The sequence below is a fragment of the Rhizobium sp. 10PS4 genome, from assembly GCF_032464805.1.
GTDB lineage: Bacteria > Pseudomonadota > Alphaproteobacteria > Rhizobiales > Rhizobiaceae > Rhizobium > Rhizobium laguerreae.
Window position 1 is genome coordinate 24,150 of the sequence record NZ_JAWDIW010000008.1, and the last position, 15,739, is coordinate 39,888.

Here is a 15,739-nt window from a genome sequence, read left to right on the forward strand (position 1 = left end):
GTGAGCAGGATACCGCGCGAGAGAACGAACCCTGCGGGCAAGCGTCCGGGCAAGATCGGCCGCAAGGATGCTCCCGCCGTCGAGCCGCTGAACATCGTCCACGGCGCGCTGCCTTCGCGCGAGGTGGTCCTACGCTTCATCGCCGATCATCCGCAGAAAGCGTCCAAGCGTGAACTCGCCAAGGCTTTCGGCCTAAAAGGCGATAGCCGCGTCGAGCTCAAGCAGATGCTGCAGGAGCTCGAACAGGAAGGCATGCTGCAGAAGAACCGCAAGTCGCTGATCCGTCCCGGTGCGCTGCCGCCTGTCACCGTTCTCGATATCACCACACGCGATAAGGACGGCGACCTGATCGGCCGGCCGGCGGAATGGCCTGAGGACCAGGGCGTGGCACCCGCCGTCGCCATCCGCCAGCAATCGCCGGCAGGCCGCCAGGGCAAGGGCAAGGCGCCCGTCGCCGGGCTCGGCGACCGCATCCTGGCGAAGATCTTCCCGGCTGTCGATCGCGGCGGTCCGGCTTATACGGCGCGGATCATCAAGGTGATCGACAGGCGCCGCGGCGCCTCGATGGGCGTCTTCCGTACGGCACCCGGCGGCGGCGGCCGGCTGCTGCCGATCGAACGGCGCGGCGAGGAGATGGTAATCGATCCCGACTTCACCGGCGGCGCCACGGACGGCGATCTGGTCGAAGTCGAAATCGCCCGTCTCGGCCGTTTCGGCCTGCCGCGCGCCAAGGTGCTTTCCGTAGTCGGTTCCGTCGGTTCGGAAAAAGCGATCTCGATGATCGCGATCCATGCGCACGGCATCCCGCATGTCTTCCCGCCGGCCGTCATCGCCGAGGCGGAGGCCGCAAGGCCCGCCAGCATGTCGCATCGCGAGGATTGGCGCGACGTACCGCTGATCACCATCGACCCGGCCGATGCCAAGGACCATGACGACGCTGTTTATGCCGAGCCCGATCCCTCGCCCGAGAATCCCGGCGGCGTCATCGTCACCGTCGCGATCGCCGACGTCTCCTGGTATATCCGACCCAATTCGCCGCTCGACCGCGAGGCGCTGAAGCGCGGCAATTCGGTCTATTTCCCGGATCGTGTCGTGCCGATGCTGCCGGAGCGCATCTCCAACGATCTCTGCTCGCTGAAAGAAGGCGTCGACCGCCCGGCGCTCGCCGTGCGCATGAGCTTTTCCGGGGAAGGCCGCAAGATCGGCCATACTTTCCATCGCATCATGATGAAGAGTGCGGCCAAGCTGTCCTACCAGCAGGCGCAGGCAGCCATCGACGGGAACCCGGACGATCAGACCGGACCGATGCTTGAGCCGATCCTGAAGCCGCTCTGGCACGCCTATGAGGTGATGAAGCGCGGACGCGACCGGCGCCAGCCGCTGGAACTCGATATGCCGGAGCGCAAGATCCTCCTGAAGCCCGACGGCACGGTCGATCGGGTCGTCGTGCCGCCACGGCTCGATGCGCATAAGCTGATCGAAGAGATGATGATCCAGGCGAACGTCTGCGCCGCCGAGACGCTCGAAAAGAAGCGTCAGCCGCTGATCTACCGCATCCATGACGGCCCGACGCTTGCCAAGCAGGAGATCCTGCGCGAGTTCCTGGCCACGCTCGGCATCTCGCTTGCCAAGGGCGGCAACATGCGCGCCAACAACTTCAACGGCATTCTGGCGAAGGCGGACGGCACGCCGCATCAGACCATGGTGAGCGAGATGGTACTGCGTTCGCAGAGCCAGGCGATCTACGGCCCGGAGAATATAGGCCATTTCGGCCTCAACCTGATGAAATACGCCCACTTCACCTCGCCGATCCGCCGCTACGCCGATCTCATCGTGCATCGCGCCCTCGTCGGCTCGCTCGGCTTCGGCGAAGGCGGCATCACGCCCGAAGAAGAGGCGGCGCTCGACGATATCGCGGCCGAAATCTCGACCTTCGAGCGCCGGGCCATGGCAGCCGAGCGCGAAACCGTCGACCGGCTGATCGCGCACCACCTCAGCGGCCGCGTCGGCGAGGAATTTGCCGGGCGGGTTTCGGGCGTAACGAAATCGGGGCTTTTTATCGCCCTGCCAGACTATGGCGCCGACGGTTTCGTCCCTATATCTACGCTCGGCAGCGACTATTTCATCTATGACGAGGCGCATCAGGCCCTCTCCGGTGAAAAGACCGGGCTTGGCTATCGCCTGGGCGACAGCGTCACCGTGAAACTTGCCGAAGCGATCCCGCTTGCCGGTGCACTGCGTTTCGAGATGATCAGCGAGGGCCGCGAAATGCCGGCGGCGGTGCGTTCCTTCCACAAGGCGGGGCGCCGCGACAGGGGCCAGGTTCGCAAGAAACCCGGAACGAGGCCGCCGCGCGGACGGCACTAAAGCGCGTCGCAATCTTTCAGATTGGCTCCCCGCGCTGTAGGTCCTTGTTTTCACGCGTGTCGTTATCGCGAAACCGCTGCAGAGTTTCGCGCGACGTGTTTAGATCCGAAGAGGAACATGCGATGAGAACACCGACCGATCCGGCCGCCGCCCGCTACGGCGATACGCCCGAGGTCGAGCGTCCGCTTGGGCGCTCCATCATGCGCGGGCTGATGAACCGCTGCCCGGCCTGCGGCAACGGCAAGCTCTTTCGCGCCTTCCTGAAGCCGGTCGATCATTGCGCCACCTGCGGCGAGGCGATGCATCACCAACGCGCCGACGACCTGCCGCCCTATATCGTCATTCTCGTCCTCGGCCACGTCGTGGTCGGAGGCTATATGCTGACCGACCTGACTTTCGTGCTACCGGTCTGGGTCCATCTGGCCATCTGGGCGCCGATCACCGTCATCACCGCGCTTGCCTCGATCCAGCCGATCAAGGGCGGGGTCATCGGCCTGCAATGGGCGCTGCGCATGCACGGCTTCGGTGGCGAGAGCGACGGTCCGGACGATTACGACATCCCCGGCCGGCCGAATTAGCGCCTTCACCTTCCAGACATATTTAACGTGTAGTGCCAGCCCTCCACCGACCACCACCCAAATGCGGGAGCCGACGATCCTCAAGACCTGACATGGTAAGCATTTCTTGCCCGAACGGGCTTTACATTCCGCAGATGGTCACTCACATCGGAAATACTGCGAAGCGGCATCCGTCACCTGGATTTGGCACGTCCGTGTCTATCTATCTGACGGGATCGGCCGATTCGTTCGCGCACCTCTCTAAGGATGGATAAATGTCTCAGCCGAGAACCGGCACACCGGGCGATGTCGAAGAAATCCATTGGCCTTCTCTGGTGGCAGCCATCTCGTCCATATCAGCCGTTGGCATAGCAATCGGCCTCGGTCTGCCCCTCCTCAGCATCATCCTCGAAAAACGCGGCATCTCGTCGACCCTGATCGGGCTCAACACGGCGATGGCCGGGGTCGCGGCGATGGCCGCCGCACCGATCACCACCAAGCTCGCCCATAAATATGGCGTGGCTCCGACAATGATCTGGGCCGTGCTGATTTCGGCGCTGAGCGCGCTGGGTTTCTATTACGCCCAGGATTTCTGGATGTGGTTTCCGCTGCGTTTCGCCTTCCACGGCGCGACGACGACGCTGTTCATCCTCTCCGAATTCTGGATCAACGCCGCTTCGCCGCCTTCCAAGCGCGGCTTCGTGCTCGGCATCTATGCGACGGTGCTTTCCCTTGGCTTCGCGGCCGGACCGCTGCTCTTTTCGATCCTCGGCAGCGACGGCATCTTCCCCTTCCTGATCGGCGCCGGCGCCATCCTGCTTGCCGCCATCCCGATCTTCATCGCTCGCGACGAAAGCCCGGTGCTCGAGGAAAAGCCAGAGCTGCATTTCATGCGCTACGTTTTCCTGGTGCCGACGGCGACGGCAGCGGTCTTCATCTTCGGCGCTGTCGAAGCGGGCGGGCTGTCGCTTTTCCCGATCTTTGCCGTGCGCGCACATTTCACCGAATCGCAGGCCGCACTGCTGCTCACCATGATGGGCGTCGGCAACGTCATCTTTCAGATCCCACTCGGCCTGCTTTCCGACCGCATCGCCGACAAGCGGCCGCTTCTGGCCGGCATGGCGCTGATGGGCTTCATCGGCTCGATGATGTTGCCGCTGTTGCTCGACAACTGGCTGCTGATGGCCGGGCTCCTGCTTTTCTGGGGTGGCTGCGTCTCAGGCCTCTATACGGTCGGCCTCAGCCATCTCGGCTCGCGGCTGACGGGCTCCGATCTTGCAGCGGCCAATGCTGCCTTTGTCTTCTGTTATGCGATGGGAACCGTGGCCGGGCCGCAGGCGATCGGCGCGGCGATCGATGTCGCTGGAAATAACGGTTTTGCCTGGGCGATTGCCGCTTTCTTCGGTCTTTACGCCCTACTTTCCGGCATCAGACTGATGTTCATTCGAAAACGGGCTTGACTTTTCGAGCGGGATTCGTAGTTTCGCGCCAGGATTTGCCGTGGAGCCCATCCGGCTTCCACGGCTTTCATTTTCTTAAAGGCAGGACGACCATGGCCAAGGCTACAACAATCAAGATCAAGCTGCTGTCGACGGCCGACACCGGTTTCTTTTACGTCACCACGAAGAACAGCCGTACGATGACGGACAAGATGACGAAGACGAAGTACGACCCGGTTGCGAAGAAGCATGTCGAGTTCAAGGAAACCAAGATCAAGTAATCACTTGGCCTGACGGATTTCAAAAAAGCGCGCGCCCTCGGGTTGCGCGTTTTTTATTGCCCGGATTAATCGTCTTTAAAAAATGATAGCGCAAACAGAAAAACGCCGCCCTTCCATCTTCGGGAAGTGGCGACGTTTTCTTGAAAGGGGGTCGGCCAGCATGCAAAACGGCACGAGGAACCGCTAAAACTTGCCTACTAGCCGACCGACCCCACGACCCAGGAGATGCGGCGGACCTGAGCATCATGGGGTATCGACAACTCCTCAACGGGAGCGCTTCTCTTATGAGCCGATAATTTGCGCAAAAATGAAAGAAAATCAACAAATTCTTAATGGTGAATGTTTGCAGCTTGATTCTATGGTTAAAAGTCCAGATTTGGGACATACAAAGATTTATCCGCTCTGCTTGGACTCGAAGCGTAGCGCCTGACGTTTTGAAGAAATTCGACAATATAACTGAACAACTTACGCCTCCCCTCCCCCTACGTGAGGTGATGTCGCCGCAATCTATTTGACCCTGTCAGCGGCAGGCAGTTTTTATAGTCTCCCCTTTATTTTGAGCTACGACCTGACACTCTCAAGACTATCGCGCGGCAACACATCCGCAGCAACGCGGCGAGTCCATTTTTGGGCTATTGAGTTGCGAAATTTTAGCCCTGCATTGCACAGGCGAAAATTAAAAATCGGTAACAATTGGCTTACCGCAGTGGAAAACTCGCAAATGGCACATATGGCGGCAAGTGATTCGTCACGCGGCCGCGGCGACCACACGGTTGCGGCCGGTATTCTTGGCCTCGTAAAGGGCCAGATCCGCCTGTTTCATCAGCTGGCCCGGGGTCAGCACCGACGCAATACGCGAGGCGATGCCGAAGGAAGCAGTGACATTCAGCGCTTCGCCGGAGTGTTTCAGCATGAAGGGCGCGCTTTCGATCGCCGCACGAAGGCGCTCGGCGACAGCGGCGGCAATTTCCGGCGAGGTGTCGGGCATCACGACGACGAATTCTTCACCACCGTAGCGGCAGGCGAGATCGGCGCCGCGGATGGTCGAACGGACGCGATTTGAAAATTCCCGCAGCACCTCGTCGCCGCCATCATGGCCGTAGGTGTCGTTCACATGCTTGAAACGGTCGATATCGGTGATCAGCACCGAAAGCGGCCGGCCCCGCGCCATCGAACGGTTGAAGAGCACGTTCAGGTGATTGTCGAGATAGCGCCGGTTATAAAGGCCGGTTAGCGGATCGGTCACGGCAAGCTCGATCGTCTGCTTGACGCTGGCGCGCAGGCGGTCGTTATAGCGCTTGCGGCGGATCTGCGTCAGGCTGCGGGCAACCAGTTCGTTGGGATCGACCGGGCGGATGATGTAGTCGTTGACGCCGAGATCGAGCGCGCGCACGACCATTTCGTCGACGCCCTGCTCGGTGATGATCAGGATCGGCAGGAAGCGGGTGCGCTCCAGCGAGCGCAGCTGCGAGCAGAGGCGAAGCGGGTCGTAATCGTCGAAGTTGGCGTTGACGATGACGAGATCGAACGCGCTTTCGGCCGCCTCGAAGAGGGCGGCCTGCGGATCGGAGAGGGCAAGCACGTCGGCGACGGGCTTCAGCGCCTTGATGATGCGCTCCTGCGAATTGGCGCGGCCGTCGACGAGCAGGACCTGAGCGGTCTCGTCGGCGCGGCCCTCGCCTGCCCGTGTGAGGTCATCGATGCCCATCGTATGGGCAGTGTCGGCGCGGATACGCAGCTCATCGCTCAACGTCTTCAGCCGCAGCAGGCTCTTCACCCGGGAGATCAGCTGCAGATCGTTGACCGGCTTGGTAAGAAAATCGTCAGCGCCAGCTTTCAGGCCGCGTACACGATCGGTCGGCTGGTCGAGCGCGGTGACCATGACGACTGGAATATGGGCGGTCTTCTGGCTGGCCTTCAGCCGCTCGCAGACCTCGAAACCGTCTATGCCGGGCATCATGATGTCGAGCAGGATGAGATCGACCTGGTTGCGCTCGCAGATCGCCAGTGCCGTGTAGCCGTCCGCTGCGGTCATCACGTCGAAATACTCCGCAAGCAACCGCGCTTCGAGCAGCTTCACGTTGGCCGGAATATCGTCAACCACCAGTATTCGCGCAGTCATCAGCGTCTTTCCGATGCGTCAGGCATCGCCCAGATAGGTCTTGATCGTCTCGATGAATTTCGGAACCGAGATCGGCTTGGAAACATAGGCCTCGCAGCCGCCCTGGCGGATCCGCTCTTCGTCACCCTTCATCGCGAAAGCCGTAACGGCGATGACGGGAATCACGTGCAGCTCGTCGTCTTCCTTCAGCCATTTCGTGACTTCGAGGCCGGAGACTTCGGGAAGCTGAATATCCATCAGGATGAGGTCGGGGCGATGCTTGCGCGCCAGATCGAGCGCCTCCATACCATTTCTGGTCTGGATCGTCGTATAACCGGACGCCTCGATGAGGTCGCGAAAGAGCTTCATGTTGAGCTCGTTATCTTCTACAATCATCACCTGTTTGGGCATGACAAGCTGTCCCTACGTCCGTTCGCGCAGCGGTTCGTCCCATGAGAAAGGCACATGCGGACAAATAGCTCCGTGAAACCGATAGCGCACGCTACCGGTATTTGGTTGAAGAAAAGGTAACTTACCCAGCGAAATGCAAAGCAACTTCAAGACTTCGAAACAACAGGCCGCCGACCCGCACGAGACGGCGATCGCCGTGCTCGGCTGGCTTGCCGACGATCCCGACATGTTCGGCCGCTTCCTCGCCCTGACGGGTGTAGCGCCCGGCCAGGTGCGCAACGCCGTCGACGATCCCGGATTCCTCGCCGGCATGATGGATTTCCTGATGAACCACGAACCGACGGCAATGGCCTTCTGCGCAGCGAGCGGGATCAGCCCGGAGACGGTGACGGCGGCCTGGCGGCATTTCTCGTCACCGGGCCTCGATTCCGGAGAATACTGACCGTGACCTGCGGGGAATTCGACATCTCGCATATCCGCCTCGGTGAACGGCCGTTGATCGTCTGCGACGTCGACGACGTCGTGCTGCAGTTCATCGATCCCTTCCAGCTTTTCCTTCAGAGCCGGGGTTGCGCGTTTCTGCCGCGATCGTTCCGGCTGCACGGCAACATCGTCTCGCAAGCCGACGGCGTGGAGATCGAGGATCAGGAGGTCAGCCGGCTGATCGAGGAATTCTTCGAAGCCCAAGAGCTGTGGCAGACGCCGCTCGACCGCGTCGTCGAAACGCTCGACCGGCTTTCGGAAGAGGCCGATATCCTTTTCCTGACAGCCATGCAGCCGCGGTTCCAGAACCAGCGCCGTCGCCTGCTCGACAGGATGGGCCTGCTCTTTCCGCTGCTTGCCACCGAACAACCCAAAGGGCCGATCGTTCACGCATTGCATGCCAGCCGCTCCCTTCCCGTCATCTTCATCGATGATATGGCGCGCAATCTGCATTCCGTCAGGGATCACGTCGCCGATTGCCTGCTGATTCACCTGATGCCGAACTCGCCCGTCCATCGCTTCGCCCCGGCGGCCGCTAACGACATCACCCGCGCCACCGACTGGACGCATGCGGCCGCGCTGATCGAGGCGCATTTTGTTTCCGGCACCTTCACACGCGCAGTTCCAGCCGCATGAGCGGACGGCCGTCCTTGCGCCGCGCAACCGTCTCGAAACCGGCGGCATCGAAGATTGCCGTCGAACCGATGCAGAGCGTCACGGATTTCGACTGCTTCACATGATCGATCGGACAGGCTTCGAGCAGCCGCGCTCCCTGGCGCCGCGCATGGTCGATTGCGCCGGCAAGCAGGCGATGGCTCATTCCCTTGCCGCGCAGTTTGGGCAGCAGGAAGAAGCAACTGACGGCCCAGATGGACGGATCATGCGCATCGCCCTCTTCCAGCGGCCGCGAGACGGTGCGCGGCGAATTGAACTGCGGCACGTCATGGCGCGGCCCGACCTGCACCCAGGCGACCGGCGCGCCGTCGGCATAACAGAGGATGCCAGGCGGCGGACCCGCCTTGATCCGCTCCCGCATATGCGCCTTGCGTTCGTCGGCCGCCATCTTCGTCCTCACCGCATGCGGCAGACGCAACGCGACGCACCAGCAGTTATAGAAGGCACCCTGCGGCCCGAACACGACTTCGAAATCGTCCCAGCGTTCTGGCGTTACCGGCTCGAAACGAAGATCGTTATCCAAAGGCAAAGCTCCCGCCCTCACTTGAGACTCGGAAGCTTAAGGCGTAATGTCCCGGCGTTCAATCTTTGTTCTCATCATGACGCCTGCGCCTGCCAAGACACCCGGCTTCTGTCGCGACTGCCTTGCCGAGCAGAAGGGCGAGGCGCGCCGTTGCGTTTCCTGCGGCAGCCCCCGTCTCGTGCGCCACCGCGAACTCTACGCCTTGACGCTTGCGCATATCGATTGCGACGCCTTTTATGCAGCGGTGGAGAAACGCGACAATCCGGAACTTGCCGACAAGCCTGTCATTATCGGCGGCGGCAAACGCGGTGTGGTTTCCACCGCCTGCTATATCGCCCGCATCCACGGCGTGCGTTCGGCCATGCCGATGTTCAAGGCGCTGGAGGCATGCCCTCAAGCGATCGTCATCCGCCCCGACATGGAGAAATATGTCCGGGTCGGACGGCAGGTGCGCGCCATGATGCAGGATCTGACGCCGCTGGTGCAGCCGCTATCGATCGACGAGGCCTTCCTGGAACTCGGCGGCACCGAGAGGCTGCATCACGATCCTCCGGCGCGCACGCTGGCCAAATTCGCCCGTCGCATCGAAAGGGAGATCGGCATCACCGTTTCCGTCGGGCTTTCCTATTGCAAATTCCTCGCCAAGGTCGCCTCCGATCTGCAGAAGCCGCGCGGCTTTTCGGTCATCGGCCGCGAGGAAGCGGTCGAGTTCCTGGCGCCGCGTCCCGTCACCACCATCTGGGGTGTCGGCAAGGCCTTTGCGGCAACACTGGAGGCGGACGGCATTCGTACCATCAGCCAGTTGCAGCAGATGGAGGAAAACGACCTGATGCGCCGCTACGGCAGCATCGGCCAGCGGCTCGCACGGCTGTCGCGCGGCATCGACGACCGCGAAGTGCATCTCAATGATGCCGCCAAGAGCGTTTCGTCCGAGACGACCTTCTTCGATGACATCTCGCGTTATGACGATCTGGTGCCGATCCTGCGCAACCTCTCCGAAAAGGTCTCCTGGCGGCTGAAGAAAAACGGCATTGCCGGCCAGACCGTGGTCTTGAAGATGAAGACCGCCGATTTCAAATCGCGCACCCGCAACCGCAAGCTCGAAGACCCGACCCAGCTTGCCGACAGGATCTTCCGCACCGGGCTCGAGCTTCTCGAAAAAGAGACGGATGGTACGAAATTCCGCCTGATCGGCATCGGCGTCACCGATCTCGGCGACACCGCCCGTGCCGACCCGCCCGATCTAATCGACCAGCAATCGGGCCGGCGGGCGGCAGCCGAAGCGGCGATGGACAAGCTGCGCGACAAGTTCGGCAAGAAGACGGTCGAGACCGGCTATACATTCGGCAGCGGCAAGCGCGATCACTAGAGCATGATGCCGAAAAGTGTGAGCGGTTTTCGGACGACATCATGCTCTAACTATATAATGTAGAACAGGATTCAGATTTTAGGCCGAGCCGGCCTAAAATCATCCTGTTCTAGCGCATAACCCGAAAATCGGAATCGATTTTCGGAAAGGATTATGCGCAGATTCAAAGCGATAGAGCGTCCTTAGCGCGTCTGAAGACGCGCGGCGCTCTAGCGCGTGAAACCTGCGCGTGGTCCGGCCTATAAAATCTTCCTTAAACTTCGTCCCATAATGTGCCGGGCAAGTATTGCGTATGGTTGGGTATCATGTTCTCGCGTCTCGTCTTCGGCCTCGGCTTGCTGTCGGCCACCGCACTCGTGCACCCCGCTCTTGCTGCGGATGTGCGCACGCTGCAGATCATCGTCTCGAAGGACAAGCAGTCGCTTGCGGTCTATGATGGCACCGAGGTCGTTGCAACCTCGAAGGTCTCGACCGGCAAGGACGGCCACACGACGCCGAGCGGCATCTTCTCGGTGCTGGAAAAGCAGAAATACCACGAATCCAATCTCTATTCGGCGGCGCCGATGCCGTTCATGCAGCGGCTGACCTGGTCCGGCATAGCGCTGCACGAATCCAATTCGGTGCCGCGCTATCCGGCCTCGCATGGCTGCGTGCGCATGCCCGGCGCCTTCGCAAAAATGCTCTACGGGATGACCGACCGCGGTGTCCCCGTCATTATCAGCGACGGTGAACTGGTGCCGCAGCCGATCGACCATCCGACTCTTTTTCATCGGCAAGCACCAGCGGCGATGCCGCTGCTTTCGGATGTCGAACTGCGGCCCTCCATGCCCCACAGCCCCGAGAAGCCTGTGCAGGTGGCAATGAACGACACGGCGGCGATGCCGATGCCGGCAGCGCCGCCGATTGCAGCGCCCGAACCCGAGCCGCCGTCCGAGCCGATCAGCATGCTCGTTACGCGCCGGACGCTGCGCGAGACGGTGATCGACATCCAGACCCTGCTCAACCAGCTCGGCTTTTCCGCCGGCAATCCGGACGGCTTGCTCGGTCCGTCGACCGTGCAGGCGATCAAGGCTTTCAAGACATTGCGGCCAACGGAATTCGCCGCCGACAGGAACCTGGTCTCCGACACGCTCCTCAGGGAAGTCTATGCCGCGGCTGGCAAGGGCGAGCCGCCGAACGGCGTCATCATGGTGCGGCGGGCCTTCAAGCCCCTCTTCGAAGCGCCGGTGACGATCGCCGATCCGGGACTGGCGCTCGGCACGCATTTCTTCACGTTGCATGCCGTCGATGCAAAGGCCGGCACAGCGGACTGGCTCGGCACCACGCTTGAGAACAATCTCTCCCGGGAAGCGATGAAGCGGCTCGGCATCACCAATCAGGAAAGCTCGATCATCACAGGTAAGCCGATCGCCCGTTCGCTCAGCCGGATTAGCATCCCCGATGAGACCCGCCGCAAGATCGAAGCGCTCATCGCGCCGGGCTCGACGCTGACGATCTCCGATACCGGCCTCGGCCGGGAGACCGGCGAAGGCACGGATTTCATCACAATCACCCGCGGGTGATCAGACAAGCTCGACGTCGACGACGCCGGGGGCGGCGCGAAGGGCGGCGGCAATCTCCGGCGTGATGCGGTATTTCTCCGGCAGCACCACCTCCACCTCACGTTTGCCCTCCTCCTTGATGACGATGAAGGAAACGAGGCCGTCGCCCTTGGCATTCAAATGGCCGGCAACCATTCTCAGCGGTCCGGAGTCTCGGACATAGACGCGCAGCGCCTTCTGCATCTGCAGCGACTTTTCCTCCAGCGACTGGATTGTCTGGATCCGCAGGCCGATGCCCTCCGGCCGCTCCTCGCCCGTCGCGGTCAGCACGAAGGATTTTCCCGACTCGAGCACGTCGCGATACTGGTTCAGCATTTCCGAAAACAGCACCGCTTCGAACTGGCCTGAAGAATCCGAAAAGACGATGATACCCATCTTATTGCCGGTGCGGGTCTTGCGCTCCTGCTTCGAGATGACGGTACCGGCAAGGCGCGCATTGGCCGCGCCCTGTTTGATGGCGGCGGAAAACTCGGCAAAGGTCTGCACCCGCATCTTCTGCAGGATGTTGTTGTAGGAATCGAGCGGGTGGGCCGTCAGATAGAAGCCCAGCACCTGGAATTCCTTGAGCAGCCGTTCGGAGGGGAGCCAGGGCGAGAACGGCGGCAGCGAGATCTTCTCAGGCCCCGACGTCAGCGTGCTGCCGAAAATGTCCGACTGGCCGCTCAGCTTGTTCTCCTGGGCACGCTGGGCATAACCGAGAACACGGTCGAGGCCGGCTGCCAGCTGGGCGCGGTCCATGTCAAAACAATCGAAGGCGCCGGCATAGATCAGGCTTTCGAGCACGCGACGATTGACCTGGCGCGGATCGATGCGCAGGCAGAAATCCTCGATGCTGGCAAAGGGCTTGTCGCCACGCACCTCGACGATATGGTCGACGGCGGATTCGCCAACGCCCTTGAGGGCGGCGAGCGCGTAATAGATGCGGTTGTCGCCGGTCTCGAAATGGCGGAAGGAGGTCTGCACCGAAGGCGCGATCACCTCGATGCCGAGGCGTTTGGCATCCTGACGGAAATCATTGACCTTTTCCGTGTTGGACATGTCGAGCGTCATCGAAGCCGCGAGGAATTCGACCGGATAATGCGCCTTCATGTAGGCCGTCTGGTAAGAGACGATGGCATAGGCGGCGGCGTGCGACTTGTTGAAGCCGTAATTGGCGAACTTCGCCAGCAGTTCGAAGATATTGTCGGCCTGCGGCTTCGATACGCCATTCTTGACCGCGCCGACGACGAAGCGTTCGCGCTGCTGGTCCATCTCGGCCTTGATCTTCTTGCCCATGGCGCGGCGCAGAAGGTCGGCTTCGCCCAGCGAATAGCCTGATAGTACCTGGGCGATCTGCATCACCTGTTCCTGGTAGACGATGACCCCTTGCGTTTCCTTGAGCAGGTGGTCGATCATCGGATGGATCGATTCCAGCTCTTCGTCGCCGTGCTTGCGGGCATTGTAGGTCGGGATATTCTCCATCGGACCCGGACGATAGAGTGCCACCAGCGCGATGATGTCCTCGATGCAGTCCGGCTTCATGCCGATCAGCGCCTTGCGCATGCCGGCACTTTCCACCTGGAACACGCCGACCGTCTCGCCGCGCGACAGCATCTCGTAGGTCTTCTTATCGTCGAGAGGAATGGCCGCGAGATCGACCTTGATACCGAGCTTGGCGACGAAATCGACCGCGACCTTCAGCACGGTCAGCGTCTTCAGGCCGAGGAAGTCGAACTTGACGAGGCCCGCCTGCTCCACCCATTTCATGTTGAACTGGGTAACCGGCATATCCGAGCGCGGATCGCGATACATCGGCACCAGTTTGGAAAGCGGCCGGTCGCCGATGACGATGCCGGCGGCATGGGTCGAGGCATGGCGGTAAAGCCCCTCGATCTTCTGGGCGATGTCGAGCAGCCGCGCGACAACGGGTTCTTTCGCCGCCTCTTCCTGCAGCTTCGGCTCCTCCTCGATCGCTTTGGACAGCGGCGTCGGGTTGGCCGGGTTGTTCGGCACGAGTTTGCAGATCTTGTCGACCTGGCCGTAGGGCATCTCAAGCACGCGGCCGACGTCGCGAAGGGCGGCGCGCGCCTGCAGCGAACCGAAGGTGATGATCTGCGCCACCTGCTCGCGGCCATATTTGGCCTGGACGTAACGGATTACCTCTTCGCGGCGATCCTGGCAGAAGTCGATGTCGAAGTCCGGCATCGAGACGCGTTCCGGATTGAGGAAGCGCTCGAAGAGCAGCGAAAAACGCAAGGGATCGACGTCGGTGATCGTCAAGGCATAGGCGACCAGCGAACCGGCACCCGAACCACGGCCGGGACCGACCGGAATGTCATGCTGCTTGGCCCATTTGATGAAGTCGGCAACGATCAGGAAGTAGCCGGGGAAACGCATGCGCTCGATGACGCTGAGCTCGAAATCCAGTCGCTCGCGATAATCCTTTTCCTCATAGCCCGGCGACATGCCGAGCGTCGAAAGCCGCATATCCAGCCCTTCGACCGCCTGGCGGCGCAGCTCGCCCGCCTCGGCGCGTTCGGCCTCCTCGGCATCGTCGGTCGCACCCGTGAAGCGCGGCAGGATCGGTTTTCGCGTCTTCAGCACGAAGGAGCAGCGCCTGGCGATCTCGATCGTATTTTCCAGCGCTTCCGGCAGGTCGGCGAAGAGCTTGACCATCTCGGCCCGGCTCTTCAGATAGTGATCCGGCGTCAGGCGAAAGCGGCTGTCATCGGAGACGATGGCGTTGTGCGCGACCGCCATCAGCGCATCATGAGCGTCGTAATCGTCGCGAGTCGGAAAGAAAGCCTCGTTGGTCGCAACCAGCGGCAGGTCGTGGGCATAGGCGAGCCCGATGATCTTCTGCTCGTGCCGCTTGTCGTAGGTGCCGTGCCGCTGCAGTTCGACATAGAGCCTGTCGCCGAAGAGGCGCTTCAGCGTGAGCAGCCGGGCTTCCGCCTGAGCGGGATGGCCTTCCTTGATCGCCACGTCAACCGGCCCGGTCAAGGCGCCGCTCAATGCGATCAGTCCTTCCGTGCCTGCCTCCTCCAGCCAGGAGGCGCTGATATGAACAGCCTGGTTGCTCTCGCCGCCGAGATAGGCCCGGCTGACGAGATCGACCAGCCGTTCGTAACCGGCATCCGTCGCGGCAAGAAGAACAATCGACGGCAGCTTGACCAGAGCCTGCTGACCGCCGCGCTTTTCCGTTTCCAACCCGTCTCCCATATCGATCGAGACCTGGCAGCCGATGATCGGCTGCAGGCCGTCTTCCATCGCCTTCTGGGAGAATTCGAGGGCGACGAACAGATTGTTGGTGTCGGTAATCGCAATCGCCGGCTGGCTGTCGCCGGTCGCCTTGTAGAGGATCTTCTTCAGCGGCAGTGCGCCCTCGAGAAGCGAATAGGCGGAATGGACCCTCAGGTGGATGAAACTCGGCGTGCCGCCGGTCGCCTCGCCCGTTGAACCCTTTGCCGTATCCGCCATGACATGCCTTCCCAATCACCCGAATGAATCGGACGCATTGTCGGCATAGAGGGCGATGATGTCCAGAAGAAGTCCCGCGTCCGGACCGCATGATTGCCATACGGTCCCCTGAAAACTTTAGAGCGCCATGACGATGAGCGAGAAGCTGGCAACGAACATTGCGATGGAGGTGAATGCTGCGATATCACGGATCATGTCAGTCATCGGGCTCTCCTTTACTCGTTATGTTTTCAATTTGTTCCATGTATGTTCTGTTGTCAACAGGAATCTTTTCCTTCTTTCTTGTGTTTGAAAATCCCAGGAAATAGGTGACGAATTGGCTAGGGGCCGGCGCTCGATGTGATCGGCAGCAGCCTTGCCCTTTCCCGATCCGCCGCAGATCGGGCATGGTGCTCAGGCGGCAGACCTCTTCAGGGCGACTCTTTATTTCTGGCATATGTTCCCTTTTTGTTCTTTACATGCCGCGGCACATT

The 15,739-nt window shown here is 61.2% G+C and carries 12 protein-coding genes; 8 read left to right on the forward strand and 4 right to left on the reverse strand.

What is annotated here, in order from left to right; genetic code table 11:
* The 4 genes from rnr (at window position 1) to rpmG (ending at window position 4,644) form a co-directional block, all read left to right on the forward strand.
* Window positions 1–2,367, forward strand: coding sequence for a ribonuclease R (rnr, locus tag RWJ89_RS16340; protein ID WP_131664212.1), 2,367 nt, complete (start codon window positions 1–3; stop codon window positions 2,365–2,367).
* Window positions 2,368–2,489: 122 nt separating this feature from the next.
* Complete coding sequence (locus RWJ89_RS16345) at window positions 2,490–2,945, forward strand: DUF983 domain-containing protein (protein WP_131622258.1); 456 nt, start codon at window positions 2,490–2,492, stop codon at window positions 2,943–2,945.
* A 254-nt stretch (window positions 2,946–3,199) separates the two neighbouring features.
* Window positions 3,200–4,384 (forward strand): MFS transporter, encoded by a 1,185-nt coding sequence (locus tag RWJ89_RS16350; protein ID WP_025394117.1) that lies wholly within the window; start codon window positions 3,200–3,202, stop codon window positions 4,382–4,384.
* A gap of 92 nt (window positions 4,385–4,476) precedes the next feature.
* Window positions 4,477–4,644: a 50S ribosomal protein L33 gene (gene rpmG, locus RWJ89_RS16355; RefSeq protein ID WP_003547442.1), complete on the forward strand. Its 168-nt coding sequence runs from the start codon at window positions 4,477–4,479 to the stop codon at window positions 4,642–4,644.
* A gap of 748 nt (window positions 4,645–5,392) precedes the next feature.
* On the opposite strand, the gene RWJ89_RS16360 is transcribed toward rpmG, so the two are convergent.
* Together RWJ89_RS16360 and RWJ89_RS16365 are read right to left on the reverse strand one after the other, a co-directional pair.
* Window positions 5,393–6,766 carry a PleD family two-component system response regulator gene (locus RWJ89_RS16360; protein ID WP_131664214.1) on the reverse strand — a complete coding sequence of 458 codons (1,374 nt, stop codon included), beginning with the start codon at window positions 6,764–6,766 and terminating at the stop codon, window positions 5,393–5,395.
* An 18-nt stretch (window positions 6,767–6,784) separates the two neighbouring features.
* Entirely contained in the window at window positions 6,785–7,156 is a 372-nt protein-coding gene (locus tag RWJ89_RS16365; RefSeq protein ID WP_003547430.1) for a response regulator, read from the reverse strand.
* 133 nt (window positions 7,157–7,289) lie between these two features.
* Here RWJ89_RS16365 and RWJ89_RS16370 point away from each other — a divergent pair, with 133 nt between their 5' ends.
* Both RWJ89_RS16370 and RWJ89_RS16375 read left to right on the forward strand, forming a co-directional pair.
* Window positions 7,290–7,598: a DUF3572 domain-containing protein gene (locus RWJ89_RS16370; RefSeq protein ID WP_003547422.1), complete on the forward strand. Its 309-nt coding sequence runs from the start codon at window positions 7,290–7,292 to the stop codon at window positions 7,596–7,598.
* Between the two features lie 2 nt (window positions 7,599–7,600).
* Window positions 7,601–8,275 carry a hypothetical protein gene (locus RWJ89_RS16375; protein ID WP_131664215.1) on the forward strand — a complete coding sequence of 225 codons (675 nt, stop codon included), beginning with the start codon at window positions 7,601–7,603 and terminating at the stop codon, window positions 8,273–8,275.
* On the opposite strand, the gene RWJ89_RS16380 is transcribed toward RWJ89_RS16375, so the two are convergent.
* Complete coding sequence (locus RWJ89_RS16380) at window positions 8,250–8,837, reverse strand: GNAT family N-acetyltransferase (RefSeq protein ID WP_131664216.1); 588 nt, start codon at window positions 8,835–8,837, stop codon at window positions 8,250–8,252. The genes RWJ89_RS16375 and RWJ89_RS16380 overlap by 26 nt on opposite strands.
* A gap of 76 nt (window positions 8,838–8,913) precedes the next feature.
* Between RWJ89_RS16380 and RWJ89_RS16385 the strand changes: the two genes are divergently transcribed.
* Window positions 8,914–10,206, forward strand: a complete 1,293-nt coding sequence (locus RWJ89_RS16385; protein ID WP_168282795.1) for a DNA polymerase IV — start codon at window positions 8,914–8,916, stop codon at window positions 10,204–10,206.
* Window positions 10,207–10,511: 305 nt separating this feature from the next.
* Window positions 10,512–11,768, forward strand: coding sequence for a L,D-transpeptidase family protein (locus tag RWJ89_RS16390; RefSeq protein WP_168282650.1), 1,257 nt, complete (start codon window positions 10,512–10,514; stop codon window positions 11,766–11,768).
* Here the strand turns inward: RWJ89_RS16390 and dnaE are convergent, their stop codons facing one another.
* Window positions 11,769–15,266 carry a DNA polymerase III subunit alpha gene (dnaE, locus tag RWJ89_RS16395; protein ID WP_131664218.1) on the reverse strand — a complete coding sequence of 1,166 codons (3,498 nt, stop codon included), beginning with the start codon at window positions 15,264–15,266 and terminating at the stop codon, window positions 11,769–11,771.
* Between the last annotated feature and the right edge of the window lie 473 nt (window positions 15,267–15,739).

Coding starts and splice junctions, on each gene's coding strand:
- RWJ89_RS16345 (WP_131622258.1), top strand. CDS start 2,490: ATGAGAACACCGACCGATCCGGCCGCCGCCCGCTACGGCGATACGCCC.
- RWJ89_RS16350 (WP_025394117.1), top strand. CDS start 3,200: ATGTCTCAGCCGAGAACCGGCACACCGGGCGATGTCGAAGAAATCCAT.
- rpmG (WP_003547442.1), top strand. CDS start 4,477: ATGGCCAAGGCTACAACAATCAAGATCAAGCTGCTGTCGACGGCCGAC.
- RWJ89_RS16360 (WP_131664214.1), bottom strand. CDS start 6,766: ATGACTGCGCGAATACTGGTGGTTGACGATATTCCGGCCAACGTGAAG.
- RWJ89_RS16365 (WP_003547430.1), bottom strand. CDS start 7,156: ATGCCCAAACAGGTGATGATTGTAGAAGATAACGAGCTCAACATGAAG.
- RWJ89_RS16370 (WP_003547422.1), top strand. CDS start 7,290: ATGCAAAGCAACTTCAAGACTTCGAAACAACAGGCCGCCGACCCGCAC.
- RWJ89_RS16385 (WP_168282795.1), top strand. CDS start 8,914: ATGACGCCTGCGCCTGCCAAGACACCCGGCTTCTGTCGCGACTGCCTT.
- RWJ89_RS16390 (WP_168282650.1), top strand. CDS start 10,512: ATGTTCTCGCGTCTCGTCTTCGGCCTCGGCTTGCTGTCGGCCACCGCA.
- dnaE (WP_131664218.1), bottom strand. CDS start 15,266: ATGGCGGATACGGCAAAGGGTTCAACGGGCGAGGCGACCGGCGGCACG.